Genomic DNA, 24,494 nt, shown 5'->3' on the forward strand with positions numbered 1-24,494 from the left:
CGGGCGGGCAAAGGCCGGGCGGCGGGCGGTCGCGTGCCGCCGCGCTGCGTCAGACCTGCTCGACCTCGTACGTCTGGCCGGCCGCGCGCAGGCGGTCCACGAGGACGTGACCCATCGCGGTCGCCGGCGTCAGGACCCCAGCCGTCTTCGGCAGGGCGTCGCCGTCGAGGGCCAGCGCGAGCGCGCTCTCGCCCAGCATCACCGCGGTCGCCTTGTACCCCGGGTCTCCCTGGGCGCGGATCCGGCAGACGAGCCGGGCGCCGCTGGACGTCGTCCCGTGCACGTCGACCGCGAAGAACCCGCGCTCGCGGTTCTTCTCCGACGGGCCTTCGCCGGGATCGGGCAGCAGGTGGTCGAGGACCTTCCGGGTCGGCGGGATCGCCAGCCCGGCCATGAGCGCGCCGATCCCGCCGGCGATCGCGGCCGCCTTGACCGGCCCGAGCGGCAGCCCGCCGGCCAGCATCAGCTCGCGGTACCGCAGCCGGCTGCCGTACGCGTACCCGCTCAGCGCGTTGCTGCGGCGCACCACGCGCGTGTTGATCGTCCCCATCGCGAACGGCGCCAGGAACCCGCCGAGCGCGTCGTCGCGCACCACGCCGACCGGGTCGCGCTGCGGGCCGAGGTCGGGTTCGGCGTCGCGGTCCGGGCTCAGGCTGTAGGGGTCCGTCAGCAGACGGCGGCTCGCGCCGTCCCGCTTGGCCTCGTCGAGCTGCCCGCGCAGCGAGTCGACGGTCCCGCCGCTGACCCCACCCCGGCTGCCCTTCAGGACGTAGGTGGCGTCGGTCAGCTCGCCGAGGTCGCCGTCGGAGGCCGCCGCCGCGAGCAGGAAGACGCCCAGGTCGGACGGGATCGAGTCGAAGCCGCACGTATGGACGATCCGGGCGCCGGACTCCATCGCCGACGCGTGGTGCGCGTCGATCGCCTTGCGCATGAACAGCACCTCGCCGGTGAGGTCGGCGTAGTGCGTCCCGGCCGCGGCACACGCGCCGACGAGCGGCAGCCCGTAGCGCAGGTAGGGGCCGACCGTCGTGGCGACGGCCCGCGTGTCGGCGGCCATCGCGGCCAGGGCTTCCGGGTCGGCGCTGTCGGCCACGACGACCGGCCACGACGCCGCCGCCGGTCCCAGCGTGGCGCGCACCGCCTCAAGGCGCTCCCGCGAGCGCCCGCCCAGCGCGATGCGGGCGTCCGCTGGGGCGTGCTCCGCCAGGTAGGCGGCGGTGAGGCGGCCGACGAAGCCGCTGGCGCCGTAAACGACGATGTCGTGGGCGCGGTCGGGCGTGGGGCTCATGGGCGGCGACGTTAGATGATCGGCGCGCGGGCGGCGGTCAGCGGGCAACCGGCGCGGGCTACGGCCCCGGGCACGGCGGGTACAGCGCCCGCATGACACCCGAGAGCACCGAGGCACCGCCGCTGATCCCGCTCGCCGACGCCACCGGCGAGCTCGAGCTGGTGAAGGAGTCGTGGCGGAAGGGCGTGCACGAGCTGCAGGCCGGTGCCGGGACGGTGGCACGCCTCGACTACAAGGCGTGGTCGGGCAAGGCCAAGGCGCAGGCCGCCGACGGCGAGTGGGCCTTCAGCCGCGCGAAGGGCATCCTGAGCCAGAGCATCGCCGTCACCGTCGACGACCACGAGGTGGCGGAGTTCGACAGCAACACGTGGAAGCGCGGCGGGCGACTGGAGCTCGACGGCCGGTCCTACGAGCTCAGCGCCGGCGGGCTCTTCCGGCCCGAGTGGTCCTGGAGCCACGGCGACCAGGAGCTCGTCACGGTCCGCAGCGGGTTCTCGTTCGGCGAGAAGAAGGGGACAGTGGAGCTGACGGACGCCGGGCGCGCGGACCCGCACGGCTCCCTGCTCCTGCTGCTGGCGGTGCACGTGATCCTGACGACGGACGCGCAGACCGCGAGTGCGGGCGCCGCGGCAGCGGCCGGCGGGGCGGCGGCCGCCGGCTGAGACGATCGCCGATCGGCGCTGCATCAGCGGCCCCCGGTGGCAGACGCCTTCGCGGCGCCCGCCGAGGGCGGGTTCGGGGCCGTCGTCCCGGCCGGATGACCGGTGACGAAGCCGTTCCACTGGATGCGCGTTGGGTAGACCATGTCGCGCAGCATGCTCCGGGCGGCATGAAGCGATCGTGAAGGCGGGCTTCATGTTCGCCGCGCCTTTCTTCAGACGGCCGCGGTCAGCGCCCCCGGGAGCTCGACGCGGCGCCGGATCCCGAGCTTGCGGAACGTCCGGCTCAGATGGTGCTCGACGGTCTTCGGCGCCAGGAACAGGGCGGCACCGACCTCGCTGGTTGGTCATCCCGCGGGCCGCGTGCAGCGCGATCTGCAGCTCCTGCGGGGTCAGCTCCGCGATCGCCGCCGACGTCGCCGCCGCGGCAACGACGGCCTGCGGCGCCGGCTCCGCCCCGCCGGTGGCCCGCAGCTCACCCTGGGCACGCTCCACCCACGGCGCCGCTCCGAGCCGCTCGAAGGTCGCGAGCGCACCGCGGAGCGGACGCCGCGCGTCGGAGGGACGACGCAGACGGCGCAGGCGTTCGCCGTGCAGCAGCCGGGTGCGCGCCGCCTCGAACGGCTGCGGCGTCTGGTCGTGCAGCGCGAGCGCCCGGGCGAACCGGTCGTCCACCTCCTCGTCGTCGCAGACGAGACCCTGCAGCCGACACGTGACGGCCGCCGTCCACGTGTGGCCCGGCCGCCGGCCCTGGCGCTCCAGGCCTGCGATCCGCTCGCGTGCCTCGTCGATGCGCCCGACCCGCCAGAGGGCCTCGACGAGGTCCGGCAGGTAGCGGACGATCTGCGCCTCGTCGTTGTCCGTGCGTCGTTCGGCGCGCTCGGCGGCGAGCCCCCGCTCGACCGCCTCCCCCGGGTCGCCGCGGCCCAGCGCGAGCAGCGTGAGCGCGCCGTTCCCGTAGGTCACCGTGACCGCCGCGCCCTGCGCGAGGCCGAGGCTCACCGACCGCGTCGCGTGCCCGAACGCGTCCGCGTCCCGGCCGAGGGCCGCCTCGACCTCACCCAGCGCCGCGAGTGCATGCGCCTGCGCGAGCTCCTGCCCCGTCACCTCGGCCAGGCGGACAGCCTCGGCGGCGTCCGCCAGCGCCGACGGCCAGCGTCCGAGCCGGAACCCCAGATGCGAGCGCGCCGCGAGCGGGTAGATCAGGTCCGCGACGGCGCTGGCCTCGCGCAGTCCGGCGATGAGGCGGTCGAAGAGCTGCTCGGCGCGCTCGAACCGCTCGACCCAGAGCGAGGAGTGCGCCGCCATCGCCACGACCTCCGGCGGCCCGGTGCCAGGGGTGTAGGCGCGCAGGACCGCTTCCGCGCCGGCGAGCGTGGTGTCCCCTGCCTCCGTCTCACCGAGCGCGAGCTGCGCCTCCGCGACGAGGACGCCCGCCAGGAACGCGAGCGGCGGGAGCGCCTCCTCCGCCGCCGCGCGGGCTCGGCCCGCGAGCTCGACCATCCGGTGCAGCCGGCCGGACGTCATGTCGACGACCGCGGCCTCGAGCAGCACGATCGCCGCGCGTGCCGGATGCTCGTCGATCAGCGCCTCGCCCTCGCTGATCAGCACCTCGCGACCACCGGTCGCCAGGCCGGCCCGCAGCTCGGCGCGCGCGCCCATCGCGCGCAGGTCGCTTCGCAGCAGCGGGTCCCGGGCGAGATCCGCTCCGCGCCGGGCGCACGCGATGCCCTCGGTCACCCGGGACGCGACGACCGCCGTCCCCGCGGCTTCGAGCAGCAGCCGCGCGCGGGCCTCGTCGTCCGGCTGCAGGTCGGCGGCACGGGCGAACGCGCGGAACGCCTCCTCGTACGCGCCGCGGCCACGGGCGTCGCCGGCGGCACCCGCAAGCGCGGCAGCGGCCGCGCCGTCGGCGCCTTCCGCCGCCGCGGCGAGCTGCCAGGCGCGGGCCGTCGAACCCTCGGGCAGGACGTCCGCCAGGGCACGGTGCGCCGCTCGCCGCTCGGACGGCGGGGCGGACAGCACGGACGCCGCACGCTGCAGCGGGTGGCAGAACTGCAGCCGGCGGCCCTCGTGCACGACGAGCCCCGCGTCCTCGGCAGCAGCCAGCGCGTCGCGTCGCTCACCCAGGCGCTCGACCGCCGCCAGGACCGTGTCGGCCCGGGCGTCGTCGGCACACGCGGCGACCAGGAGCGCACGCCGGGACGGCGCCGGCAGGGCGTCCAGCCGTCGCCGGAACGCCCGCTGCAGCGTCTGGCCGATCGGCAGCGGGTCCTCCAGCGGCGCTGTCCCGGCGCGCTGCGCAGCGGTCAGGAGCGCCGGCACCTCGAGCAGCGCCAGCGGGCTTCCGTCCGTCGCGGCGATCAGGCGTGCGGCCACCGCAGGGGCGAGGTCATGCCCGGCCAGCAGCTGCCTCGCGGCAGCGTCGGGCAGCCCGGCGAGAGGGAGCTCTGGGAGCTCGCCCGGCAGTGCGCCGCCCGCCTCGCCGTCGCGCACGCCGAGCAGGATCAGGACCCCCTCCGCACTCAGCCGGCGGGCCGCGAACAGCAGCGCCGCCCGCGAGGCCTCGTCGGCCCACTGCAGGTCGTCGACCACGACCAGGAGCGGCTGATGCTCGGCAGCCGCGGCGAGCAGGCTGAGGACCGCGGCGGCGACCGCGAACGGCGTCGCCAGGCCGTCCTCGAGCGCCAGCGCGGCGGCGAGGGCACGGCCCTGCGCGGGCGGCAGGTCAACCCGCAACTCGAGGATCGGGTCCACCAGCTCCTGCAGGACGGCGTAGGCGAACTGGGCCTCGCCCTCCAGGCCGACCGCGCTCAGCGTGCGCAGCCCTGACGCGTGCGCGAGGGTGTCCTGCAGCAGCGCCGACTTCCCGCTGCCCGCCAGCCCGCGGACCGCCAGCACAGCGCTGCGGCCGTGCCGCGCGTCGTCGACGAGCGCCTGCAGCTGCGCCCGCTCCGCTTCTCTGCCCAGGAGCTCCACTACTGCCGGACGCTCCCCGTCGTCGCCCCCCACGTCTTCACGGCGCGAACGGTAGCGAACGCCATTGGGGCTGCCGACCGATGGCGTGACCTCCACACGGGTCCGCGGGGCGACGAGCGTCGCTCGATGTGCCACCACACGCCGCCCGCGCACGTGGTGGCACATCGACGGCCCGGCGTCAGCGCCGCAGCGTCACCGTCACGCGGTCCGGGCCGGCCACGACCGTCAGCTTCGCCGTCGCGGCCCGCTTCAGCGCCTTGCGGCCGGCCGGTGTCAGGCGCACCGTCACCGTGGCTGTCCCCGCCCCGGTCGTCCGCCCGCGGCCAGTGGCGACCACCACGCCGCCTCGGAGCGCCCTGACCGTGACCTGGGTCCCCGCCGCTCGGCCCGTGACCTTCACCTTCAGCCCGCCGGCAGTCATCGCCCGCAGCGAGCGCGCCCCGCTGACCGCGACCCGGGCCGTGGCCCCGGAACCGCCCTTCCCCCCGCCGCCGGCAGTGCCTCCGCCGGCCCCAGACCCTGATCCCTGCCCGGACCCGCCGCCGACGCCCGTGCCCGGCCCACCCGCACCAGGGCCACCCGATCCGTCCGGCCCACCCGAACCATCCGCGCCCTTCCCGCCGGACCGCGTCACGCTCTCGCAGTCCGGCGCGACCGTGTCGACCGCATCCGCCCGGACCGTGTCCGCCCCCGGCCCGCAGCTGATCGTGTCGGCCTCGCCGTCGACCGCGTCGATGATGTCCGCCGCCGACTCCGGCGACAGGTCGCAGTGCAGCTCGTTGCAGCGACCGGGCCGGTCACCGGCGATCGTGTCGCGGCCCGGCCCGCCGGTGATCGTGTCGTTGCCGTAGCCGGCCGCGATGTCGTCGTCGCCCGCGCCGCCGTCGATGGTCTCGTCGTCGTCCGTGCCTGCGATCCGGTCGTTGCCGCCACGGGCGACGATCTCGCCCTTCCCGCCGACCTGCGCGGGCGTGACCTGCTCGGCTGCGTCGGTGCCGCGGAACCGGACGCCGCTGCCGCTGTGGATGATCTCGACGTTCACGACGTTGTCCCGCTCGCCCTCGATGCCGTCGTCGGCGACGCCGTCCAGCGTCACGATCGCCGGACTCGTGTCGCCGGTGTCCTGATGAGACCAGTCGTCGACCTTGTCCTGCCCGGTGCCGCCGTCGATCGTGTCCGCGCTGCGCGTGATCGTCCCGCCCTCGCCGATCAGCACATCGTCCCCGGCGCCGCCGCGCACGGTGTCCGTCCCGCCCCCGCCGACCAGCCTGTCGTTGCCGTCGCCGCCGTCGAAGACGTTGCTCATCCCGTCGCCGTCGCCGACCAGCTCGTCGCGGCCGGCCCCGCCGCTGACGGCGTCCGCGCCGGACGTCTCCAGGTAGTCGTCGCCGGCGCCCAGGTCGACGGTGACGAACGGCTCCGTCGTCGCGTAGGAGGAGCCGAGAACGCGGTCATCGCCGCCGCCCACGCGGACGTCCAGCCCGGTCACCGCGGTCAAGGGGCAGATGACCCGCTGCCCGAACTCGTCGCCGGTGCAGGCCGAGCCCGGTGCTGCGCTGACCGGCGTCGCGCTGATGATCAGCTCGCCGTCGTACAGCTGGTAGCTCACGGCGTCCGCGCCCTCCGTGCCGACCAGCACCGCGCGACCGCCCTCGACGGTCACGGTCGACGCGTGAGCGGCGGCCGGCACGAGGCACAGGAGTCCGGCGGCCAGGACGGCGACGCGGGTTTTCGGGGTGGTGGTGGAGAACATGCTGCGCAGCCTCCCGGGCCCACGCCGGGGTGCCATCGGGGGGTTGCCCCTTTCACCCGCCGACCAGCATGGTCGGCCGGTGACAGGCGGCGGTCCGGTCTGCCGACGACTGGGTAGGGCACTGTCATGGAGCCCTTCACCCTCGCCGAGACCGACGGACGCAAGGACATCGAGGGGGGCCTGGTCTACACGTTCAACCGCGTCCCCGACGATGTCGCCGCCCTCGGCATCGCCAAGCTGATCAGCGTCGAGCGCGGCGAGGTCGTCCTGTCCTACGAGGCCGGGTCCAAGGCCATCGAGGTGACGGGTCTCTCCGGCAGCGACGTCGGGATCTTCGAGAAGGAGCTGCGCGACGTGCTCGTGGAGGTCAACCGCGCGCAGGCCGTCGCCGACCGCATCGCGCGGGACGAGGGCGACTGGACTCCGGAGGACGGGCCCGCGGACGCCGAGGACGAGGCCGCGGTCGATCGCTCGTTCACCGCGCTGAACTAGGACGGCCGAGCGGCGCTGCGCCCGCTGCGCCGCGTGGACGCCGCCCGCGTCGGTAGGTTCACCGAATGGCCAAAGTCAAGCTTCACCGCTGTTCCTACACGTTCCTCCACGTCAACGCCGACGCCTGCTGGCGGATGCAGAAGGCACTCGAGGAGCAGGGCGTCGAGTACGAGATCGTCAAGCACGGCTACGGCAAGTCCGAGAAGGCGCGCAAGGACGTCGTCGCGCTGAGCGGCCAGAAGTACGTGCCGGTGCTCGAGTTCCCCGACGGCACCGTCGTCCGCGAGGAGACCGACGACATGATCGCCAAGCTCAAGGCCGGTCAGCTTCCCACCACCTGACGGCCCCGCGCGTCGCCTACCGGTCGCCTGACTGGTAGACATCGCGCATGCACGACTCAGCGCCGCCCGCCGCCGGACCCGACCATGAGGTCGTCGTCGTCGGCGGCGGCTTCTCCGGCATCGGCGCGGCGATCGCGCTCAAGCGGGTCGGCATCGACGACATCGCCGTACTAGAGGCCGGGGACGGCGTCGGCGGCGCCTGGCACTGGAACACCTACCCGGGCGTCGCCGTCGACATCCCGTCGTTCAGCTACCAGTTCTCGTACGCGCAGCAGGCCGACTGGTCGCGCGTGTACGCGCCGGGCGGGGAGCTGAAGGCCTACGCCGAGCACTGCGTGGACCGCTACGACCTGCGCCCGCACGTCCGGCTGAACACGCGCGTGACCGGGGCGCGGTTCGACGACGAGCAGCACCACTGGACGCTCGACACCGCCGACGGCGACACGATCACCGCCCGCCACGTCATCGGCGCGACCGGTGTCCTGACCCAGCCCAAGCCGCCGGCGATCCCGGGCCTGGAGGACTTCGCCGGCCGGACCGTCCACACCGCCCGCTGGGACCACGACCTCGACCTGCGCGGCAAGCGCGTCGCCGTCATCGGGACGGGCGCCTCCGCCGTGCAGCTGATCCCCTCGATCGCCCCCGACGTCGAGCACCTGACGGTCTTCCAGCGCACGCCGATCTGGTGCCTCCCGAAGCCGGACGCGCCGCTCGCCGCCCCGCTGCGCACGGTCCTGCGCCGGGTCCCGGGCGCCCGCTGGGCGCTGCGCGCGGCCAGTCAGGCGTACGTCGAGCTGACGTTCCCGATCGCGGCGCACTTCGCGGGCATCGTCCCGCTGGCGGCGGGCAGCGAGCGGCTCGCCCTGAGCCACCTGCGGCGACAGGTCCGCGATCCCGCGGTCCGCGAGAAGCTCACGCCGCGCTACAGCCTCGGCTGCAAGCGCCCGAGCTTCTCGAACGAGTACCTCCCGGCGTTCAACCGGGCCAACGTCGCGCTGGAGACGTCCGCGATCGAGCGCATCACCCCCGAAGGCGTGCAGACGAGCGACGGCACCGTGCACGCGGTGGACGTCCTCGTCCTCGCCACCGGGTTCAAGGTCTTCGAGGCGGGCAACATGCCGCCGTTCGCCGTCACGGGGTCGGGCGGCGCCGACCTGGACGCCTTCTGGACCGAGAACCGCTTCCAGGCCTATGAGGGCGTGAGCGTCCCGGGCTTCCCGAACTTCTTCACGATCCTCGGGCCCTACGGCTACAACGGCGCGTCGTACTTCACGCTGATCGAGAACCAGATGCGGCACATCGTCCGCTGCCTGCAGCACGCCCGCACGCGGGACGCCACGCGCGTCGAGGTGACGCCCGAGGCGAACGCGCGGTACTTCGCGCAGATGCTCGGGCGCCGCCACCGACAGGTCTTCTTCCGTGGGTCGTGCTCCACGGCCAACAGCTACTACTTCGACGTCAACGGCGACGTGCCGTTCCGGGCGTCACCCACGCTGGAGGCCGCGTGGCGCAGCGCCCGATACGACCTCGACGACTACCGGTTCGACCGCGCCGCCGTCCCGGCGACCGCCGCCGTCTGAGCAGCAGCCGGTTGCAGCTCGGAAGAAAACCTTGGGGTACCTTCCCCGTCGCGCACCGTCCGCCCCTCAGGGAAGCTGCGGTCCATGAGAACTCCCCACGTCGCAGCCCTGATCGCCGCCGCCGCCGCGTTCGCCGTCCCGGTCGCCGCCGCATCCGCACAGACCGCCCCCATCACGATCACCGGCCCCGCGAGCGTCGTCGAGGGCACGACGAACGCCTACCAGATCACCGTCGACCCCTCGGGCGCCCCGACCGACGGCACGAACGTCCAGCTCGACGTCTTCGACCTCGCCACGCCGTGCCCGGCCTCGCCGCAGTTCGTCAGCGGCAGCCCCAGCGGCACGCTCCCGATCGACCCCGCCGCCGGACCGCGGACCATCCCCTTCACGCGCAACTACGACAAGCGCTTCGACGAGTTCGACCGGTCCGCCAAGCGCCGCTACATCTGCGCCTACCTCGAGCAGAACACGGTCAGCAGCACGCCGTTCGCGACGGGCAGCACGACGATCGACGTCCAGCCGAGCCCGTTCCTGATCCGCAAGTCGCAGACCACGATGGGCTACGGCTACAACAAGACCAAGAAGAAGTGCGTGCTCTCGCCGTACGTCGTCGTCGCCGGCCGCGTCACCGACGACGCGAAGACCGTCGCGATCCAGAAGAAGGTCGGGACCAAGTTCGTCACGGTCAAGACGGTGAAGCTCGACGGCAACCACCGCGGCACGCTGTTCGTCACCCCCAAGAAGGGCACGACCTACCGGGCCGTGTTCCTCGGCACCTCGCAGATCTCGGGCTCCACGAGCGCGACGCACAAGCTCAAGCCGATCTCGAACCGCTGCTAGCAGCCCCTCCTGCAGGTCACGTGCTCGGAGCCGGCGCCCGCGCCGGCTCCAGCGTGAAGTCGCCGAAGTCCGGCGTCCGCGTCATCGCCCAGTAGTCGACGAGTCGCCACGGCGACAGCGCGACCACCCGGCCGGCGCGGTTCTTGTACCAGTTGCGCATGCCGGGATGGGCGAACACCATCCGCTCGTGCGCCGCGTCCACCCGGGCGTTGTAGGCGTCGAAGGGCTCCCGGCGCGGCTCGATCGCGCCGACGCCGCGCTCGGCCATGAAGGCCAGGCACTGCACGACGTAGTTCACCTGGGCCTCGATGTGGAAGATCGCGCTGCCCCCGTGTCCGAGGCCCGTGTTCGGCCCGAGCAGCAGGAACAGGTTCGGGTAGTCCGGCACGGTGATGCCCAGGTGGGCCCGCGCGTCGTCGTCGTTCCACGCGTCGCGGACCGCAACGCCCCCGCGGCCCCGGACGTCGATGGGCCACAGCATGCGCGTGGCGTGGAAGCCGGTCGCCAGGACGATCACGTCCGCCGGGTGCTCGGCGCCGTCGGCGGTCACCACGCCGTCCGGGGTCACGCGGGTCACGGCCTCGTCGACCAGCGTGACGTCGTCCCGCCGCAGGGTCTTGAACCAGTCGTTGTCCAGGAGCATCCGCTTGCCGTAGGGCGGGTAGGTCGGCATCGCCTTGGCCAGCAGGTCCGGCCGGCCCTCCAGCTCGCGCTCGATGTGGGCGGCGAGGAACTGGCGGTGCTTGTCGTTCCGGGCGCTGACCGCACGCTCGGGATGTGGCCAGGCGTCGTCGACCACGATGTGCGGGTGCAGGCTGTCCGCGTAGCGCCAGAAGAGCGTGAACCGGTACCACGCGGCGTAGAACGGGACCTCGGCCAGCAGCGTCCGCTTGCCGTCGCCGACCCGCGCGCGGTAGAGCGGATTCGGCGTGATCCACTGCGGCGAGCGCTGGAAGATCGTCAGGTGGCCGGCGACGTCCGCCGTGGTGCGGGCGGCCTGGACCGAGCTCGCGCCGGTGCCGATCAGCGCCACCCGCCGCCCGGCCAGGTCGAGGTCCGCGGGCCAGCGCGCGGTGTGGAACAAGGGGCCTTCGAAGTCGGCCAGGCCCTCGACGTCGGGCAGCTTCGGCTGGTTCAGCGCGCCGACCCCCGTGATCACGGCCTGGCTGGTCAGCGTCTGCTCGGTCCCGTCGGGCAGGACGACCGTCGTGCGCCACAGCTGCGCCGCCTCGTCGTAGTGGGCCTGCGTGACGGTGGTGTCGAAGCGGACGTGGTCGCGGACCGCGTAGCGATCGGCGGTCTCCTGCAGGTAGCGCAGGATCTCGGGCTGCTTGGAGTAGTAGTGCTCCCAGTCGCGGTGCGGGGTGAACGAGAAGGAGTAGAAGTGGTTCGGGGTGTCGACGCCGGCCTCGGGGTACGTGTTCTCGAGCCACGTCCCGCCGACCTCGCCGTTCTTCTCGATCACCATGAACGGGATCCCGGCCTCGCTCAGGCGCACGGCTGCGCAGATGCCCGAGACACCGGCGCCGATGACGAGCACGCGGAAGTCCCCGTCCGGCGGGAGCGTGACCTGCGGGGTCGGCGGCGCCGGCCGCAGGCCCATCTCCTCCAGCAGCAGCGGCACGTACTCGGGCGGGACGTCCTCCCCCACGCACGCGCTCATCATCCGGGCGAGCAGCTCGTCATCGAGCGCCGCGCCGGGCTCGCCAGGGTTCACCGCGCCCAGGACCTCGAGCGCCGCCGCGCGCACCTCTGCCTGGACGTCGTCGGGCAGCCCGCCCGTCTCGTCGGCGAAGATCCGCGTGTCCCGGCGGGGACGGAACGGCGGCTCGATCCAGCGCGTCTCACCGGTGAGGTGGACGAGGACCATCAGCAGGACCGGGAGGTCGGCCTCGGCCAGGGCGTGTTGCAGTCTGGTGCGGTCCACAGGTAGCCTAACGAACGTTCGGGAGCGCGACGATACCAGGTGAGATGACGATGGCCCAGAGCTTTCCAGTCCCGTCCGACCACGTCGCCAGGCGCGCGACGCTCGGCGACCAACTCCGGCGCAACGCCCTGCGTATCGGCGATCAGGAGGCGATCGTCGCGGTGGGCCACGGCAGCCGCCGTGCGCTCACCTTCGCCGACCTGGACCTGGCCGCCACCCGGCTCGGGAGCGCCCTGCGCGCGCACGGGGTCGGCCGCGGCGACGTCGTCGCGCTGATCGGCCGCAGCACGCCGGAGCTGCTGGTCGGCTTCTGGGGCGCCGTGAAGGCCGGCGCCGCGGCCACCGGGGTCAACCCGGCGTTCACCCCCCGCGAGCTGCACCACCAGCTCGCGCACAGCCGCGCGAAGGTCATCGTCGCGACCGCCGAGGCGGCGGCCCTGATCGACGACCTCGAGGCTCCGCTGCCCGACCTGCGACTGCGGGTGACCGAGTCCGGCGACGCCCCGGCCGGCTGGCAGGCGCTGGCGTCGCTGGTCGCGGGGGCCGATGACGCGGCCCCGGCGGCCGACATCCACGAGGACGACCCGGCGCTGATCCCCTACACCAGCGGCACCACCGCGCTGCCGAAGGCGGTGATGCTGTCGCACCGCACCTACGTGGCCGCGACCATCCCCGCGTACGCCGCCGGCCTCGGCTTCCGGGAGGGCGACCGCTTCTACTACGTCATGCCCCTGCACACGATGGCCGGGCTGGGGTCGCAGGTGTCGCTGCTGTCGGTCGGGGCGACCGTCGTCCTGCCGTCCGAGGTGACGCCGGACGCGGCGCTGCGGGTCCTCGTCGACGAGCGCATCACGATCATGGGCCAGACGCCCACGTTCTACCTGCAGCTGCTGCGCGCGGCCGGGTTCGACGCCGCCGACCTGAGCGCGCTCGAGCGCTGCGTGACCTACGGCGGGACGATGCCGCGCGCGATGTTCGAGGGCTTCGCCGCTGCCGCACCCGGCCTGGTGTGGCTGACGCTGTGGTCCCAGTCGGAGATCGGGCAGACGCCGACCGTCGGCCGCTTCCGCTCACTCGACGACATCCCGGGCGGCGACCCGGCGTGGATCGGGCGGCCGACGCCGCAGCTCGAGGTCCGGGTGGTGGACGCCGACGGGGCCGACGCCGACGAGGGCGAGCTCCTGTGCCGGACGCCCGGGGTGATGCTCGGGTACCTCGACGACCCGGACCGCACCGCGGAGGTGCTGAAGGACGGCTGGCTGCACACCGGCGACCTCGTCCGCCGCGACGCCGCCGGCGACCTGTTCTTCGTCGACCGCCGCCACGACGTCATCAAGAGCGGCGGCATGAACGTGTCCTCGGTCGAGGTCGAGCGGGTCCTCTACGGGCACGGCGGCGTCCTGGAGGCGGCGGTCGTCGGGCTGCCCGACGACTACTGGGGCCAGGCGGTCACCGCGTACGTCGTCGCCCGCGACGGCGCGCAGCTCGATGCAGGCGAGGTCATCGCGCACGCCCGGACGCAGCTGGCGGCCTTCAAGCTGCCCAAGACCGTGCGGATCGTCGACGCCCTGCCGAAGGACGCCCAGGGCAAGATCCTCAAGCGGGAGATCCGCGCCCGCGAGCAGGCCGGGACCGGCTGACGGGACCTGCGGCTGCTGCGGCAGCGGCTGACGGAACGGTCGGCGATGCCGCCAGCGGGCCGGCGAGCAGGCGTCCCACCCCCATCGCGACGAACGCGTCGGCGACGGCCTCGATGGAGTCGGGGCCGTCCTCCTGGAACCACGTGTTGACCGAGTTGACGAGCCCGAGCAGCGCGAGCGTCGCGAGGTTCGCGTCCTCGACGTCGAACTCCCCGGCGGCCACCCCGGCCTCGATCACGTCCTGCAGCGCGCGCTGGTAGCCGCGCCGCGTGGCCTGGATCTCGTCGAACAGCGCCGGCGCCTGCTGCTGCAGCGCAGCGAGCTCACGGCGGCCGACCGTCTCCTCCAGGCGGTGCTCGTGGAAGTACAGGACGTGCTCGCGCAGGACGTGCCCCAGACGCTCCGCCGGGGACCCGGGGCGCTCGAGCTCCGGCAGCTGAGCCGAGATGAACGCGGCGGTGGCGACCTCGCAGACCGCGTGCAGCAGGTCGACCTTAGACGGGAAGTGGTGGTACAGGCTCGACGCGCGGATCCCGACGGCGGCGGCAATCGACCGCATGCCCACGGCCGCGTAGCCGTCCCGCGCGAAGAGGACGGTGGCGGTCTGGATGATCGCCTCGCGGCGGCCGGGTGGCGGCGGTGATGTCACGGCGCAGGTGATTGTCGGTGGTCCGGCGGCGGCAGCGCCCCAGCGACTTGACGCGCCGAGCCGCCAGCGGCGAGGATCAGGGTATCGAACGTTCGTTAGGAAGCCGAGGAGGCCTCGATGGAAGTCGCTGACGCGATGCGCACGCAGCATGCGTGCCGCTACTACGCCCCGGACCCAATCCCCGACGAGGTGCTCTACGACGCCTTCGAGCTCGCCCGCTTCGGGCCGCAGGGCGGCAACCGCCAGCCGGTCCGGTTCGTGGTCGTCCGCGATCCCGCGAAGAAGCGGCAGCTGGCCGAGTGGTACGGCGTGCCGTGGAAGGCCTACATCGACGCGATGCGGGCGGGCGTCGAGGCGACGCAGGCGGACGACGAGGACGGCACGGCGAAGGCGACCTGGGCCGGCCACGCGCAGCTCGACAAGGCGATGACCGACGCCGACCACTTCGCGGCCCACCTGGCCGAGCACCCCGCGATCATCGTCGTCTGCGCCGACCTCGCCGCCACCCACCCGACCGACACCGAGCTCGGGCGGCTGAGCGTCGTCGGCGGCGCGTCGATCTACCCCATCGTGCAGAACCTCTGCCTCGCGCTGCGCAACGTCGGCGTCGCGACCACGCTCACGACGCTGCTCGTCAGCTACGAGCCGCAGGTCAAGGAGCTGCTCGGCATCCCGGACGACTACGCGACGGCAGCGCACGTCGTGGCCGGGTATCCGGCGAAGCCGTTCCCGAAGAAGCTGACGCGGCTGCCGGTCGAGGAGCTCGTCTTCGCCGACACGTTCGGGACACCCATCAGCCGGGACGGGGCGACCGCCGCATGAGCCTCACCGTCGAGGTCCTCAACCTGGGCGACGTCCCGGCCGACTGGAGCTTCACGGTGTTCGGGCGGCCGCCCGGCACGATGGTGGTCGGGCCGGCGCAGGCCTTCCTGATCCTGGGCGGCGAGCGACCGTTGCTGGTGGACGCCGGCACCCGCAACCGCGAGGTCCTCGCCCGCCTGGGCATGGACCCGCCGTGGGACGAGGACGCGCCGCGCTTCCTCGAGCAGGAGCTGGCCCGCTTCGACCTCGAGGTCGGGGACATCGGCGCGGTGATCCAGACGCACCTGCACGTCGACCACGCCGGCCGCCTGGACGCGTTCCCGATGACGACGCCGGTGATCGTCAACCGCGCCGAGCTGAGCTTCGCGTTCAGCGGCCTGCAGGGCCCGTTCTACGCGCCGGAGGACCTGGCGCACGTCCTGCAGCGTCTCTACACCCCCGGGGCCCTCGGGATCCTCGACCTGCCGCTGGGCGAGGTCGCGCCGCTGTTCCCCGGCGTCCGCGCGCTCGCCCTGGGCGGCCACACCCCGGGCAGCATCGGCGTGCTGGTCGACACGGACGAGGGCGTGGCCGTGCTCTGCGGCGACGTCGTCTACGAGGTCGCGGGCGCCCTGGTCGACCCGCCGTTCCCGCTCCACCACCAGGAGCCGTCGCTGTCGGGCAACCACGCGACGAGCCTGCTCGAGGAGAAGACGGCGCTGAAGCGCGCGCTGGCCGCCGGTCGCTTCCTGTACCCGTCGCACGACCCCTACGGCGCCGTCGTCGAGGACGGCCGCGTGATCGGCCGCGTCGGCCCCCACCTGCCGGGCCCGGTGCTGCCGTTCGACGCCGCGCCGTCGGTCCTGGCCGCGGACCGCACCTGACCCAGGCGCTCGATGTGCCACCACGTGCGCGGGTGGCACGTGGTGGCACATCGACGCCGCCGGCGGGCGGCGAATCGGGACGCCGCGATGGGTACAGTGTGCCGGGCGTGCCGCGTGTGGGTTGCGACGCGCCCCACGAATGACCGCTGCGTTACTGCTCCTCATCGCCTTGGCCCTGGTCGCGGCGTGCGGGGCCTTCGTCGCCGCCGAGTTCGCGCTCCTGACGGTCGACCGCAACGACGCCGAGGCCGCGGCGAAGGACGGCGACGAGCGTGCCGCCGGAGTGCTCCAGGCGCTGCGCACGCTGTCGACCCAGCTGTCGGCCGCACAGGTCGGCATCACCGTCACGAACCTGCTCATCGGCTTCCTCGCGCAGCCGGCGATCGCCGAACTGGTCGACGGTCCGCTCGGCAGCGCCGGGCTGCCCGAGGACGCGGTGGACGGCGTCGCGCTGGCCATCGCCCTCGTCCTGGCGACCGGCGTCACGATGGTCTTCGGCGAGCTCGTCCCCAAGAACCTCGCGATCGCGCGGCCCCTGCAGACCGCGCGTGCGGTGCAGGGCTTCCAGCGCGGGTTCGCGACGGTCAACGGTCCGCTGATCCGCGGGCTCAACGGCTGCGCCAACCGCATCCTGCGGAGCTTCGGCGTCGAACCGCAGGAAGAGCTCGCGTCGGCGCGATCGGCCGAGGAGCTGACGTCCGTCGCGCGCCGCTCGGCCGCCCACGGCACGCTGGACCACGACACGGCCGTCCTGCTCGAGCGCTCGCTGGTCTTCGGCGGCCGGCACGCGGTCGACGTGATGACCCCGCGCGAGCGGGCCGAGGTCCTCGACATCGGGGCCACGGTCCACGACCTCTTCGCCCGCGCCCGCGAGACGGGGCGCTCCCGCTACCCCGTCGTCGATCCGGACGACGGCATCGCGGGCGTCGTCCTGCTGAAGGACGCCGTCCGCGTGGCGCACGGCGCGCGGCGGGACGTGGCCGTGACCGAGGTGATGCGCGAGCCCGTCCTGGTGCCGACGAGCATCGACCTCGACTCGCTCCTGGTCCAGCTGCGCGCCGGCGACGAGCAGCTCGCGATCGTCATCAACGAGTTCGGCGGCTTCGACGGGCTCGTGACCCTCGAGGACCTGGTCGAGGAGATCGTCGGCGACGTCCGCGACGAGCACGACGACGACCAGCCGGACGCGGGTGGGCAGGCGCCCGACGGGTCGTGGCTGCTGTCCGGCCTGCTGCGCCCCGACGAGGTCCGCGACCTGACGCTGCTGGAGCTGCCCGAGCACGAGGACTACGACACGCTCGCCGGCCTCGTGACGGCCCGCCTCGGCCGCCTGCCGGAGCGCGGCGACCGTGTCCGGGTCGAGGTCGCCAGCGTCGACGGGCCGCTCGATGTGGACCTGCACGTCGAGGCGCTCGACGGCCTGCGGGTCGACCGCATCCGCCTGTCGCCGCGCCGCCCCGACCCGGTGGACACCCCGTGAGCACCGGTCCCGCGCTGGCGGTCTCCGCGGTCCTGCTCGGGCTCAACGCGTTCTTCGTGGCCGCCGAGTTCGCGCTGATCTCCGCGCGCCGGGCGGCGATCGAGGTCCGCGCCGAGGCGGGCGGCCGCGCGGCGGCGATCACGCTCGCGGCGATGGAGCAGGTGTCGCTGATGATGGCCTGCGCGCAGCTCGGCATCACCATCTGCTCGCTCGGGCTCGGCTACCTCGGCGAGCCGGCGATTGCGCACGCGCTCGAAGGTCCGTTCGAGGACATCGGCCTGCCGCACGGGATGGTGCACCCCGTCGCCTTCGCGATCGCGCTCGGCCTGATCGGCGGACTGCACGTGGTGCTCGGCGAGATGGTCCCGAAGAACCTGGCGCTGGCCGGCCCGGACCGCATGGCGCTGCTGCTCGCGCCCCCGCTGACCCTCGTCGCGCGGGTCCTGGGGCCGTTCATCGGCCTCCTCAACCGCTGGGCCAACGGGGTGCTGGCGCTGTTCGGGGTCGAGGCCAAGGACGAGGTCACGAGCGCCTTCACCCGCGACGAGGTCGCCGGCCTGGTGCACGAGTCCCATCGCGAGGGCCTGCTCGACGGGGACGAGCGCCGCCTCGCGATCGGCGCACTGGAGCTCGACTCGCGGTCGGCGCGGTCGGTCGTGATCCCGCTGCCCGAGCTCGAGACCGTCGACGCCGGCGTCACCCCGGCCGAGCTCGAGGCCGTGGCGGCGCGGACGGGCTTCAGCCGCTTCCCGGTCTGCGACGGCGACGGCGTCATGACGGGCTACCTGCACCTCAAGGACGCGCTCGAGTTCGCGGACGAGCACCGCGCCCGCGCGATCGCCGCATCCTGGATCCGCCCGCTACCGACGATCGGCGCCGACGCCTCGCTGCGCAGCGCGCTCGTGACCATGCAGCGCGCGGGGGCGCACGTCGCGCAGGTGGAGGGCTTCGACGAGGACGCCCAGGGCGTCGTCACGCTCGGCATCGCCACGCTGGAGGACGTCCTGGAGGAGCTGGTCGGGGAGATCGGCCGCGTGGCCTGAGCCCCGAGCGGGGTGACCGTCCCCCGTAGCCGGCTACGGGGAACGGTCACCGTGGGCGCTCAGCCGAGGGGGACGTCCACGCCTTCGCCGGCCTCGTGCTTGGTGACCGACGGCGGCCCGCTGAGCCAGCCGCCGAGCGCGCCGCCGGCCGCCTGGAAGTGCGGGCTCTGCAGGTGCGTCGTGAGGGCGGCGTCGTCGACATAGTGCTCGAACATCAGGAACTCGTTCGGCGTGTCGACGGACTCGAAGAGGCGATAGCTGAGGACACCCTCCTCGGCGTTGCTGGCCTCGATCAGGCCGGTCACGGCGCCGAGGAACTCCTCGCGCTTCTCGGGGAGGATGGGCAGCTTCGCGTGGACGATGAGCATCGGGGTGGGGCTCCTTCTCGGTGATCGAACGGGACCTGTCTCTTCTACCAGCGTCCGACGGTGCGGTGCGGGGGTCCTCGCGCCAATCCACGGATGCCCGTTTGTGTCCTGGCGACGCCACCTGCGCGCGCGACCTTCTACTATTCGTCGCCGCCGACTGAACGTTCCCGTTCCTTTACGACCGCTGAAAGGCGCCGGGCCCGACGCCCACCCCCACCATGAGCCACTACAAGAGCAATGTCCGCGACCTCGAGTTCAACCTGTTCGAGGCCCTGAAGCTGGACGACGTCCTCCAGACGGGCGCCTATGGCGACCTCGACAGCGACACCGTCCGGACCATGCTGGCCGAGGCCGCACGCCTCGCCGAGGGCCCCGTCGCGAACTCGTTCGCCGAGACCGACCGCAAGCCGCCGACGTTCGACCCGGCCACGGGCACCGTCACCCTTCCCGAGGACTTCAAGGCCGCCGTGCGCGCCTGGCACGAGGCCGGCTGGCCGGGCATCGGCATCACCGAGGAGATCGGCGGCATCCCCGCCCCGCCGATGGTCGCCTGGGCCATCAACGAGTTCATCCTGGGCGCGCAGCCCGCAGCCCTGATGTACCTCGCGGGCTCGGCCTTCGCCGGCATCCTGCACGACCTCGGCAACGAGGAGCAGAAGCACTGGGCGACCATGGCGGTCGACCGCAACTGGGGCTCGACGATGGTCCTGACCGAGCCCGACGCGGGCTCCGACGTCGGCGCCGGCCGCACGAAGGCGATCGAGCAGCCCGACGGCACCTGGCACATCGAGGGCGTCAAGCGCTTCATCACGTCCGGCGACTCCGGCGACCTCTTCGAGAACATCTTCCACCTCGTCCTCGCCCGCCCCGAGGGCGGCGCGGTCGGCACCAAGGGCCTGAGCCTGTTCTTCGTGCCGAAGTTCCTCTTCGACACCGAGACCGGCGAGCCGGGCGAGCGCAACGGCGTGTACGTCACCGGCCTCGAGCACAAGATGGGCCTGAAGGCGTCGGCCACCTGCGACGTCGCGTTCGGCGACAACGGCAAGCCGGCCGTCGGCTGGCTCGTCGGCGACACCCACGGCGGCATCGCGCAGATGTTCGAGGTCATCGAGCACGCCCGGATGATGGTCGGCACGAAGGCGATCGCGACGCTGTCCACCGGCTACCTCAACGCGCTCGAGTACGCCAAGGAGCGCGTCCAGGGCGCCGACCTGACGCAGATGACGGACAAGTCCGCGCCGCGCGTGACGATCATGCACCACCCCGACGTGCGCCGGGCGCTGCTGACGCAGAAGGCCTACGCCGAGGGCCTGCGGGCGGTCTACCTGTACACGGCCGCGCACCAGGCGGTCGACACCGCTGCGGTCGCCTCGGGCGCCGAGGGTCCCCTCGCCCACCGCGTCAACGACCTGCTGCTGCCGATCGTCAAGGGCGTCGGCTCCGAGCGTGCCTACAGCGTCCTCACCGAGTCGCTGCAGACCTACGGCGGCTCCGGCTACCTGCAGGACTACCCGGTCGAGCAGTACATCCGCGACGCGAAGATCGACAGCCTCTACGAGGGCACGACGGCGATCCAGGCGCAGGACTTCTTCTTCCGCAAGATCGCGCGGGACCAGGGCGTCGCGCTCGGCCACCTGATGACGAAGATGCAGGAGTCGATCGACGCCGAGGGCCACGCGGACCTGACGTCCAACTGGGCTCACCTGGCCACCGCGCTCAGCGACGTGCAGGCGATGGTCGGCTCGCTGACCGGGTACCTGATCGGCTCGCAGGAGGACTCGACGCAGCTCTACAAGGTCGGGCTCGGCTCGGTCGACTTCCTGATGTCCGTCGGCGACCTCGTCATCGGCTGGCTGCTGCTGGACCACGCCGAGATCGCCCAGCGCGCGCTCGACGCCGGTGCGGCCGGGAGCGACAAGGCGTTCTACGAGGGCAAGGTGGCGGTCGCCGCCTTCTTCGCGCGGCAGATGCTGCCCCGCCTCAGCGCGATCCGCGAGAGCATCGCGGCGATCGACACCGACGTGATGGAGCTCGCCGAGGCGAGCTTCTAAGGGACGTCTGCGGGCGGCACCCCGTGCCGCCCGCCCTCCCGCCGTCTAGTGTTCGCAGGATGAGCAGGAGCATCCGCCTCACGGCCGCCGGCGCTGCCGCTGCCGTCCTCGTCGCCCTCTTCGGGCCGTCGGGGGTCGGGGCGCAGGACCCGGTAGCGCCCGCGAACAGCACCACCCCGGTGCCGATCCTGCTGTACCACCACATCGCGAAGGCGCCCAAGCGCTCGTCGAGCCCGACGCTGTACGTCCCGTCGGCGCTCTTCAAGCAGCAGATGGCCGCGCTCGCGCGCGCGGGCTACGAGGCCGTGACGATGGACACGGTCTGGTCGGCCTGGACCGAGGGTGGCGAGCTGCCGGACAAGCCGATCGTCGTCTCCTTCGACGACGGGTTCACGGACCAGTACACGGGCGCACTGCCCGTGATGAAGGCGCGCGGGTGGCCGGGCGTCCTGAACCTGATCGTCAAGAGCCCTTACGCGCCGAAGATCACCACGACGCAGGTCAACGGGATGCTCAAGGCCGGCTGGGAGCTCGACGCGCACACCGCCACCCATCCCGACCTGAGCAAGATCACCGACCCGGCCCGGCTGACGCGCGAGATCGTGGACGCTCGCACGGCGCTGCAGACCAAGTACAAGGTGCCCGTCAACTTCATCGCGTACCCGTTCGGGCACGTGAACCAGCGCGTCGCGCAGGTCGTGATCAACGACGCCGGTTTCACCGGGGGCCTGACGACCGTGGCCGGGCTGGCGACGCCGGGCACCGACCCCGCGCGCCTGCCGCGCGTCATCGTGAGCCCGAAGACCAGCGGCCCCGCCCTCGTGGCGAAGCTCGCCAAGCTGAACCGGTAGCTCCCTGCCGGGAGCTACCCGCCGCTGACCTGCCCGCCGCCCGGGCTGGCCAGGAAGAAGAACCAGAACGCGAGCGCCACGAAGGCCAGCGCGACGCTGATGACCATCACCTTGGCGAGCACGCTCGGGGGCGAGTCGTCGTCGGCGTCCCGCACCGACCGGCCCCACGCGGCCGGCTTGCGACGGGTGTCGACCGCACTCGTGATCGCCTGGTGGCGACGGTCCAGGACGCCGAGGACCTTCGCGGCGACCAGCATGCAGGCCGGCGCGCCGACGGCGACCATCAGCAGCGGGCCGACGGTCGGCGTCCCCACCCGCGAGCGCTGGGCCGCGAGCAGCACCCAGCCCCCCGGGATGACGACCCACATGGCGACCGACCCGAGGGCCATGCCGAGGACGAGGGCCCACGCCTGGAGCCGGGACCCATCCGCCGGGGTCGAGGGCTGGGACGAGGAGGTGGAGGTGGAGGTCATGAGGGGATCTGCACGAGGTGCTGGAGGTGCGCCGGTGCACGGGCGATCAGCGCGCCGGCGGCGGCGCGGAGCTCGCCGCGCTCGTTCAGGATCGCAGCCAGGCGCTCCTGCTGCGCGGAGTCGAGGCGCTCGATGGCGGTGATCAGCGGTTCCCCGCCGTCCTCGCCGAGGCGCACGGCCAGCGTAACGACCTCCGCCCACAGCCCTTCGGCGTCCGCGGCGGCGGTCAGGTCGTCGAGCTGGGCCGCCGTCAGGCGCCCGAGCCCTGCGCCGATCACGGTCCCCCCGGAGCCCGAGCCGTCGCCCGCCGCCCGGACGGTCACCCGGATCACCTGCGGCCACAGCGCGTGCTCGTGCGCGCCGGCCAGCAGCTCGTCGAGCCGCTCGGGCGCGAGCCGCTCGATCGCGCGCAGGATCGCACCGCCGCTCGCCTCGGGGAGGTGCGCTGCGACGGTGATCGCCTCGCGCCAGAGCCCGTGCTCGTGGGCGGCGACGAGCAGCGCGTCGAGGTAGTCGTCGGGCTGGCGGTCGACCGCAGCGACGATCCGCCCGGCCTGCTCGGCCCCGATGTGGCAGGCCAGCGACATCGCCTCGGGCCAGAGGGCGTGCTGGTGGGCGACGGCGAAGAGCTCGTCGAGCCGGGCGTCCGGCAGCAGGGCGATCGCCGTATCCAGCCGGGTCACGTCGTCGATCACGAAGCCCGCGCGCAGCAGCGCCTCCGCGTCGAACCCGGTCAGCAGCACCTCGAGCTTCTCCTCGGGGACGTCGCCCACGAACGCCGCCAGGACGATCCATTCCTCGCGCTCGCGCAGGACGCGGCCCGCGGCGGCCATCGTGTCCAGCGGGATGCCGCCGATCAGCGGCCCGACGTGCCGCAGGTCGACGTGCGCTGCGACGTCCGCCAGGAACTCGGCCGGCAGCCGCGCCGCGAGGTCGGCGGCCATGTCGGCTGAGATCAGCGCGGCTGCCCGCCCGCCGAGGACGGGGCCCATGGCACGCTGCGCGAGGGTGGCGGCGAGGCCGCGCGGGACCTTGTCGCCCAGCGCGACCGCCCGCTCGAACTCCTGGCGGCTGCGGTCCAGCAGCCGGTCCAGGACGGTCGCGCGGAGCTCCGCCAGGGCCTCGACCGGGGCCGCGGCCAGGAAGTCGAGCTCGGCCGGCTCGACGCCGAGGACCCGCGCGAGGCGCAGCGTCTCGGCCCGGTGCGCCAGTGACCCGGTCATCCGAGCAGCACCTTGCGGACGACGCCGCGCAGCGGGCGCGGGACGATGCCGAGCGCGGTGTCCAGCGCCGCGTCCGCCTCCTCGGCCTGACGCTGTTCGGCTGCGGCGACGAGCGCTCGCACGCGCGCCACCGTGTCGGGGCCGAGCGCGGTGATGCCGGCGGGGAGCTCTTCGGTGTCCATGGAAGCTGAGGCCTTTCGGGAGCCGGCGCGGAGGCGACGACCGCCGACATCCTATTCGCCGATCACATGAACGGTCAAACGGCGCGTCACGCCGACCTTGGGCCGACCGGGACGGACGCCCGTACCCGGGCCATGCCAGCAGACGCCGCCGATCCGCAGCAGGCCTGACGCGCGTGGGCCTGCTCGTCGCGAACCTCACGGTCGCCGCCGCCCTGGCCGGCCTCATCTGGACGATCCAGGTGGTGCACTACCCGCTGTTCGCGGGCGTCGGCGTCGAGGGCTGGACGGCCTACGAGGCCGAGCACCAGCGCCGGATCACCCGTGTCGTGCTGCCGCTGATGCTGGCCAACGTCGGGCTCGCGGTTGCGGTGCTCGTCGACCACCACGACGCCCTCGGCTCCGTGAACGCGGCTATCGCGGGCGGCCAGTTCGCCGCGACCGGCGCCTACTACGCGCCGATCCACGGGCGGCTCGCGGCGGAGCACTCGGCCGAGCGGATCCGCGCGCTGGTCCGCGCCAACTGGCTGCGGACGGCCGGATGGACCGTCCAGGTCGCCGTCGCGGCCGCGCTGGTCCTGCGCTGACGGCCGGGCGACGGTCCAGCGGGGGCGCAGTCGGGCGCGCCCCCACTGTCGTCGGTCAGGCGTTTCCGCGCGTCAGGCCGTCGAGTCCGCGTTCGCGGACGAGCCGGCTACGGCCCGGGTGATCCTTCGGGAGGTCGTGTGCGCTGATCTCGTCGTGGACCTCGGGCGTGTCGCCCGCGGCCGACTCGTCGTCGGGCGTGAACGGCCCCAGGGGCTCGTCGGCCTCCGAGTCGTGCGGCGGCGCGTGCTTTTCGTTGCTCATACAACGGGTTTGCCCGCACAGGCCGCGTCGCCAACCGTCGCCCGGCGGTCCGGGCGCGTCGAGACGCCGGGCGCTCAGCGCCACTGGTGGAGCTCCCGGCAACGTTCGCCGGGTTCAGTCCGCGCCGCGCGGCGCTGCGCCGCA

At 73.4% G+C, this 24,494-nt stretch carries 22 protein-coding genes and 1 pseudogene; 12 read left to right on the plus strand and 11 right to left on the minus strand.

Going from position 1 to position 24,494, the window contains the following annotated elements; translation table 11 throughout:
* Nucleotides 1–49: 49 nt before the first annotated feature.
* From DSM112329_RS16750 to DSM112329_RS16765, 4 genes and pseudogenes are all read right to left on the minus strand, one after another.
* On the minus strand, nt 50–1,288 hold the full coding sequence (locus DSM112329_RS16750; protein WP_354697699.1) for a saccharopine dehydrogenase NADP-binding domain-containing protein: 1,239 nt from the start codon (nt 1,286–1,288) through the stop codon (nt 50–52).
* An 874-nt stretch (nt 1,289–2,162) separates the two neighbouring features.
* On the minus strand, nt 2,163–2,270 hold the full coding sequence (locus DSM112329_RS16755; RefSeq protein WP_354702488.1) for a LuxR C-terminal-related transcriptional regulator: 108 nt from the start codon (nt 2,268–2,270) through the stop codon (nt 2,163–2,165).
* 2,194 nt (nt 2,271–4,464) lie between these two features.
* Nucleotides 4,465–5,091 (minus strand): annotated as a pseudogene (locus DSM112329_RS16760) (ATP-binding protein); the annotation flags it as partial.
* Nucleotides 5,092–5,104: 13 nt separating this feature from the next.
* Nucleotides 5,105–6,679 (minus strand): calcium-binding protein, encoded by a 1,575-nt coding sequence (locus DSM112329_RS16765; RefSeq protein WP_354697700.1) that lies wholly within the window; start codon nt 6,677–6,679, stop codon nt 5,105–5,107.
* 126 nt (nt 6,680–6,805) lie between these two features.
* Here DSM112329_RS16765 and DSM112329_RS16770 point away from each other — a divergent pair, with 126 nt between their 5' ends.
* From DSM112329_RS16770 to DSM112329_RS16785, 4 genes are all read left to right on the plus strand, one after another.
* Nucleotides 6,806–7,171 carry a hypothetical protein gene (locus DSM112329_RS16770; RefSeq protein WP_354697701.1) on the plus strand — a complete coding sequence of 122 codons (366 nt, stop codon included), beginning with the start codon at nt 6,806–6,808 and terminating at the stop codon, nt 7,169–7,171.
* A 65-nt stretch (nt 7,172–7,236) separates the two neighbouring features.
* Nucleotides 7,237–7,512, plus strand: a complete 276-nt coding sequence (locus DSM112329_RS16775) for a glutathione S-transferase N-terminal domain-containing protein (RefSeq protein WP_354697702.1) — start codon at nt 7,237–7,239, stop codon at nt 7,510–7,512.
* 47 nt (nt 7,513–7,559) lie between these two features.
* On the plus strand, nt 7,560–9,092 hold the full coding sequence (locus tag DSM112329_RS16780) for an NAD(P)/FAD-dependent oxidoreductase (RefSeq protein ID WP_354697703.1): 1,533 nt from the start codon (nt 7,560–7,562) through the stop codon (nt 9,090–9,092).
* A gap of 84 nt (nt 9,093–9,176) precedes the next feature.
* Nucleotides 9,177–9,932: a hypothetical protein gene (locus tag DSM112329_RS16785; protein WP_354697704.1), complete on the plus strand. Its 756-nt coding sequence runs from the start codon at nt 9,177–9,179 to the stop codon at nt 9,930–9,932.
* A gap of 16 nt (nt 9,933–9,948) precedes the next feature.
* Here DSM112329_RS16785 and DSM112329_RS16790 read toward each other — a convergent pair whose 3' ends face one another.
* A complete protein-coding gene (locus tag DSM112329_RS16790; protein WP_354697705.1) occupies nt 9,949–11,859 on the minus strand; it encodes an NAD(P)/FAD-dependent oxidoreductase in 1,911 nt (636 codons plus the stop codon).
* Between the two features lie 50 nt (nt 11,860–11,909).
* Here DSM112329_RS16790 and DSM112329_RS16795 point away from each other — a divergent pair, with 50 nt between their 5' ends.
* Nucleotides 11,910–13,499, plus strand: a complete 1,590-nt coding sequence (locus DSM112329_RS16795; RefSeq protein ID WP_354697706.1) for an AMP-binding protein — start codon at nt 11,910–11,912, stop codon at nt 13,497–13,499.
* On the opposite strand, the gene DSM112329_RS16800 is transcribed toward DSM112329_RS16795, so the two are convergent.
* Nucleotides 13,456–14,148: a TetR/AcrR family transcriptional regulator gene (locus DSM112329_RS16800; RefSeq protein ID WP_354697707.1), complete on the minus strand. Its 693-nt coding sequence runs from the start codon at nt 14,146–14,148 to the stop codon at nt 13,456–13,458. The two genes, DSM112329_RS16795 and DSM112329_RS16800, sit on opposite strands and share 44 nt — an antisense overlap.
* Before the next feature lie 117 nt (nt 14,149–14,265).
* Between DSM112329_RS16800 and DSM112329_RS16805 the strand changes: the two genes are divergently transcribed.
* The 4 genes from DSM112329_RS16805 to DSM112329_RS16820 all read left to right on the plus strand — a co-directional run bounded on the left by DSM112329_RS16805 (nt 14,266) and on the right by DSM112329_RS16820 (nt 18,356).
* Nucleotides 14,266–14,970, plus strand: a complete 705-nt coding sequence (locus tag DSM112329_RS16805) for a nitroreductase family protein (RefSeq protein ID WP_354697708.1) — start codon at nt 14,266–14,268, stop codon at nt 14,968–14,970.
* The gene (locus tag DSM112329_RS16810; protein ID WP_354697709.1) at nt 14,967–15,833 is read left to right on the plus strand and encodes an MBL fold metallo-hydrolase; all 867 of its coding nucleotides are present in this window, start codon (nt 14,967–14,969) and stop codon (nt 15,831–15,833) included. Before DSM112329_RS16805 ends, DSM112329_RS16810 begins: the two co-directional genes overlap by 4 nt.
* 139 nt (nt 15,834–15,972) lie before the next feature.
* Nucleotides 15,973–17,313, plus strand: coding sequence for a hemolysin family protein (locus tag DSM112329_RS16815; RefSeq protein ID WP_354697710.1), 1,341 nt, complete (start codon nt 15,973–15,975; stop codon nt 17,311–17,313).
* A complete protein-coding gene (locus DSM112329_RS16820; RefSeq protein ID WP_354697711.1) occupies nt 17,310–18,356 on the plus strand; it encodes a hemolysin family protein in 1,047 nt (348 codons plus the stop codon). Before DSM112329_RS16815 ends, DSM112329_RS16820 begins: the two co-directional genes overlap by 4 nt.
* A 59-nt stretch (nt 18,357–18,415) precedes the next feature.
* On the opposite strand, the gene DSM112329_RS16825 is transcribed toward DSM112329_RS16820, so the two are convergent.
* Entirely contained in the window at nt 18,416–18,724 is a 309-nt protein-coding gene (locus DSM112329_RS16825; RefSeq protein WP_354697712.1) for a putative quinol monooxygenase, read from the minus strand.
* Between the two features lie 218 nt (nt 18,725–18,942).
* On the opposite strand from DSM112329_RS16825, the gene DSM112329_RS16830 reads away from it, so the two are divergent.
* Both DSM112329_RS16830 and DSM112329_RS16835 read left to right on the plus strand, forming a co-directional pair.
* Nucleotides 18,943–20,775 (plus strand): acyl-CoA dehydrogenase, encoded by a 1,833-nt coding sequence (locus tag DSM112329_RS16830; protein ID WP_354697713.1) that lies wholly within the window; start codon nt 18,943–18,945, stop codon nt 20,773–20,775.
* A gap of 59 nt (nt 20,776–20,834) precedes the next feature.
* Nucleotides 20,835–21,626, plus strand: a complete 792-nt coding sequence (locus DSM112329_RS16835) for a polysaccharide deacetylase family protein (protein WP_354697714.1) — start codon at nt 20,835–20,837, stop codon at nt 21,624–21,626.
* A 14-nt stretch (nt 21,627–21,640) separates the two neighbouring features.
* On the opposite strand, the gene DSM112329_RS16840 is transcribed toward DSM112329_RS16835, so the two are convergent.
* From DSM112329_RS16840 to DSM112329_RS16850, 3 genes are read right to left on the minus strand one after another with little or no spacing between them, the layout of a single operon-like run.
* Nucleotides 21,641–22,099: a hypothetical protein gene (locus DSM112329_RS16840; RefSeq protein ID WP_354697715.1), complete on the minus strand. Its 459-nt coding sequence runs from the start codon at nt 22,097–22,099 to the stop codon at nt 21,641–21,643.
* Complete coding sequence (locus DSM112329_RS16845; RefSeq protein ID WP_354697716.1) at nt 22,096–23,322, minus strand: hypothetical protein; 1,227 nt, start codon at nt 23,320–23,322, stop codon at nt 22,096–22,098. The genes DSM112329_RS16840 and DSM112329_RS16845 overlap by 4 nt, the downstream gene beginning before the upstream one ends.
* Entirely contained in the window at nt 23,319–23,504 is a 186-nt protein-coding gene (locus tag DSM112329_RS16850) for a hypothetical protein (RefSeq protein ID WP_354697717.1), read from the minus strand. The genes DSM112329_RS16845 and DSM112329_RS16850 overlap by 4 nt, the downstream gene beginning before the upstream one ends.
* A 173-nt stretch (nt 23,505–23,677) precedes the next feature.
* Here DSM112329_RS16850 and DSM112329_RS16855 point away from each other — a divergent pair, with 173 nt between their 5' ends.
* The gene (locus DSM112329_RS16855) at nt 23,678–24,088 is read left to right on the plus strand and encodes a hypothetical protein (protein ID WP_354697718.1); all 411 of its coding nucleotides are present in this window, start codon (nt 23,678–23,680) and stop codon (nt 24,086–24,088) included.
* A 55-nt stretch (nt 24,089–24,143) separates the two neighbouring features.
* Here the strand turns inward: DSM112329_RS16855 and DSM112329_RS16860 are convergent, their stop codons facing one another.
* Nucleotides 24,144–24,350: a hypothetical protein gene (locus tag DSM112329_RS16860; protein ID WP_354697719.1), complete on the minus strand. Its 207-nt coding sequence runs from the start codon at nt 24,348–24,350 to the stop codon at nt 24,144–24,146.
* Nucleotides 24,351–24,494 lie beyond the last annotated feature (144 nt).

It is taken from the genome of Paraconexibacter sp. AEG42_29 (assembly GCF_040581415.1).
GTDB lineage: Bacteria > Actinomycetota > Thermoleophilia > Solirubrobacterales > Solirubrobacteraceae > Paraconexibacter.

Excerpts from the sequence above, each read along its gene's own strand:
- DSM112329_RS16750 (WP_354697699.1), bottom strand. The coding sequence starts at position 1,288 with ATGAGCCCCACGCCCGACCGCGCCCACGACATCGTCGTTTACGGCGCC.
- DSM112329_RS16765 (WP_354697700.1), bottom strand. The coding sequence starts at position 6,679 with ATGTTCTCCACCACCACCCCGAAAACCCGCGTCGCCGTCCTGGCCGCC.
- DSM112329_RS16770 (WP_354697701.1), top strand. The coding sequence starts at position 6,806 with ATGGAGCCCTTCACCCTCGCCGAGACCGACGGACGCAAGGACATCGAG.
- DSM112329_RS16775 (WP_354697702.1), top strand. The coding sequence starts at position 7,237 with ATGGCCAAAGTCAAGCTTCACCGCTGTTCCTACACGTTCCTCCACGTC.
- DSM112329_RS16780 (WP_354697703.1), top strand. The coding sequence starts at position 7,560 with ATGCACGACTCAGCGCCGCCCGCCGCCGGACCCGACCATGAGGTCGTC.
- DSM112329_RS16785 (WP_354697704.1), top strand. The coding sequence starts at position 9,177 with ATGAGAACTCCCCACGTCGCAGCCCTGATCGCCGCCGCCGCCGCGTTC.
- DSM112329_RS16795 (WP_354697706.1), top strand. The coding sequence starts at position 11,910 with ATGGCCCAGAGCTTTCCAGTCCCGTCCGACCACGTCGCCAGGCGCGCG.
- DSM112329_RS16805 (WP_354697708.1), top strand. The coding sequence starts at position 14,266 with ATGGAAGTCGCTGACGCGATGCGCACGCAGCATGCGTGCCGCTACTAC.
- DSM112329_RS16810 (WP_354697709.1), top strand. The coding sequence starts at position 14,967 with ATGAGCCTCACCGTCGAGGTCCTCAACCTGGGCGACGTCCCGGCCGAC.
- DSM112329_RS16815 (WP_354697710.1), top strand. The coding sequence starts at position 15,973 with ATGACCGCTGCGTTACTGCTCCTCATCGCCTTGGCCCTGGTCGCGGCG.
- DSM112329_RS16825 (WP_354697712.1), bottom strand. The coding sequence starts at position 18,724 with ATGCTCATCGTCCACGCGAAGCTGCCCATCCTCCCCGAGAAGCGCGAG.
- DSM112329_RS16830 (WP_354697713.1), top strand. The coding sequence starts at position 18,943 with ATGAGCCACTACAAGAGCAATGTCCGCGACCTCGAGTTCAACCTGTTC.
- DSM112329_RS16835 (WP_354697714.1), top strand. The coding sequence starts at position 20,835 with ATGAGCAGGAGCATCCGCCTCACGGCCGCCGGCGCTGCCGCTGCCGTC.
- DSM112329_RS16840 (WP_354697715.1), bottom strand. The coding sequence starts at position 22,099 with ATGACCTCCACCTCCACCTCCTCGTCCCAGCCCTCGACCCCGGCGGAT.
- DSM112329_RS16845 (WP_354697716.1), bottom strand. The coding sequence starts at position 23,322 with ATGACCGGGTCACTGGCGCACCGGGCCGAGACGCTGCGCCTCGCGCGG.
- DSM112329_RS16850 (WP_354697717.1), bottom strand. The coding sequence starts at position 23,504 with ATGGACACCGAAGAGCTCCCCGCCGGCATCACCGCGCTCGGCCCCGAC.
- DSM112329_RS16860 (WP_354697719.1), bottom strand. The coding sequence starts at position 24,350 with ATGAGCAACGAAAAGCACGCGCCGCCGCACGACTCGGAGGCCGACGAG.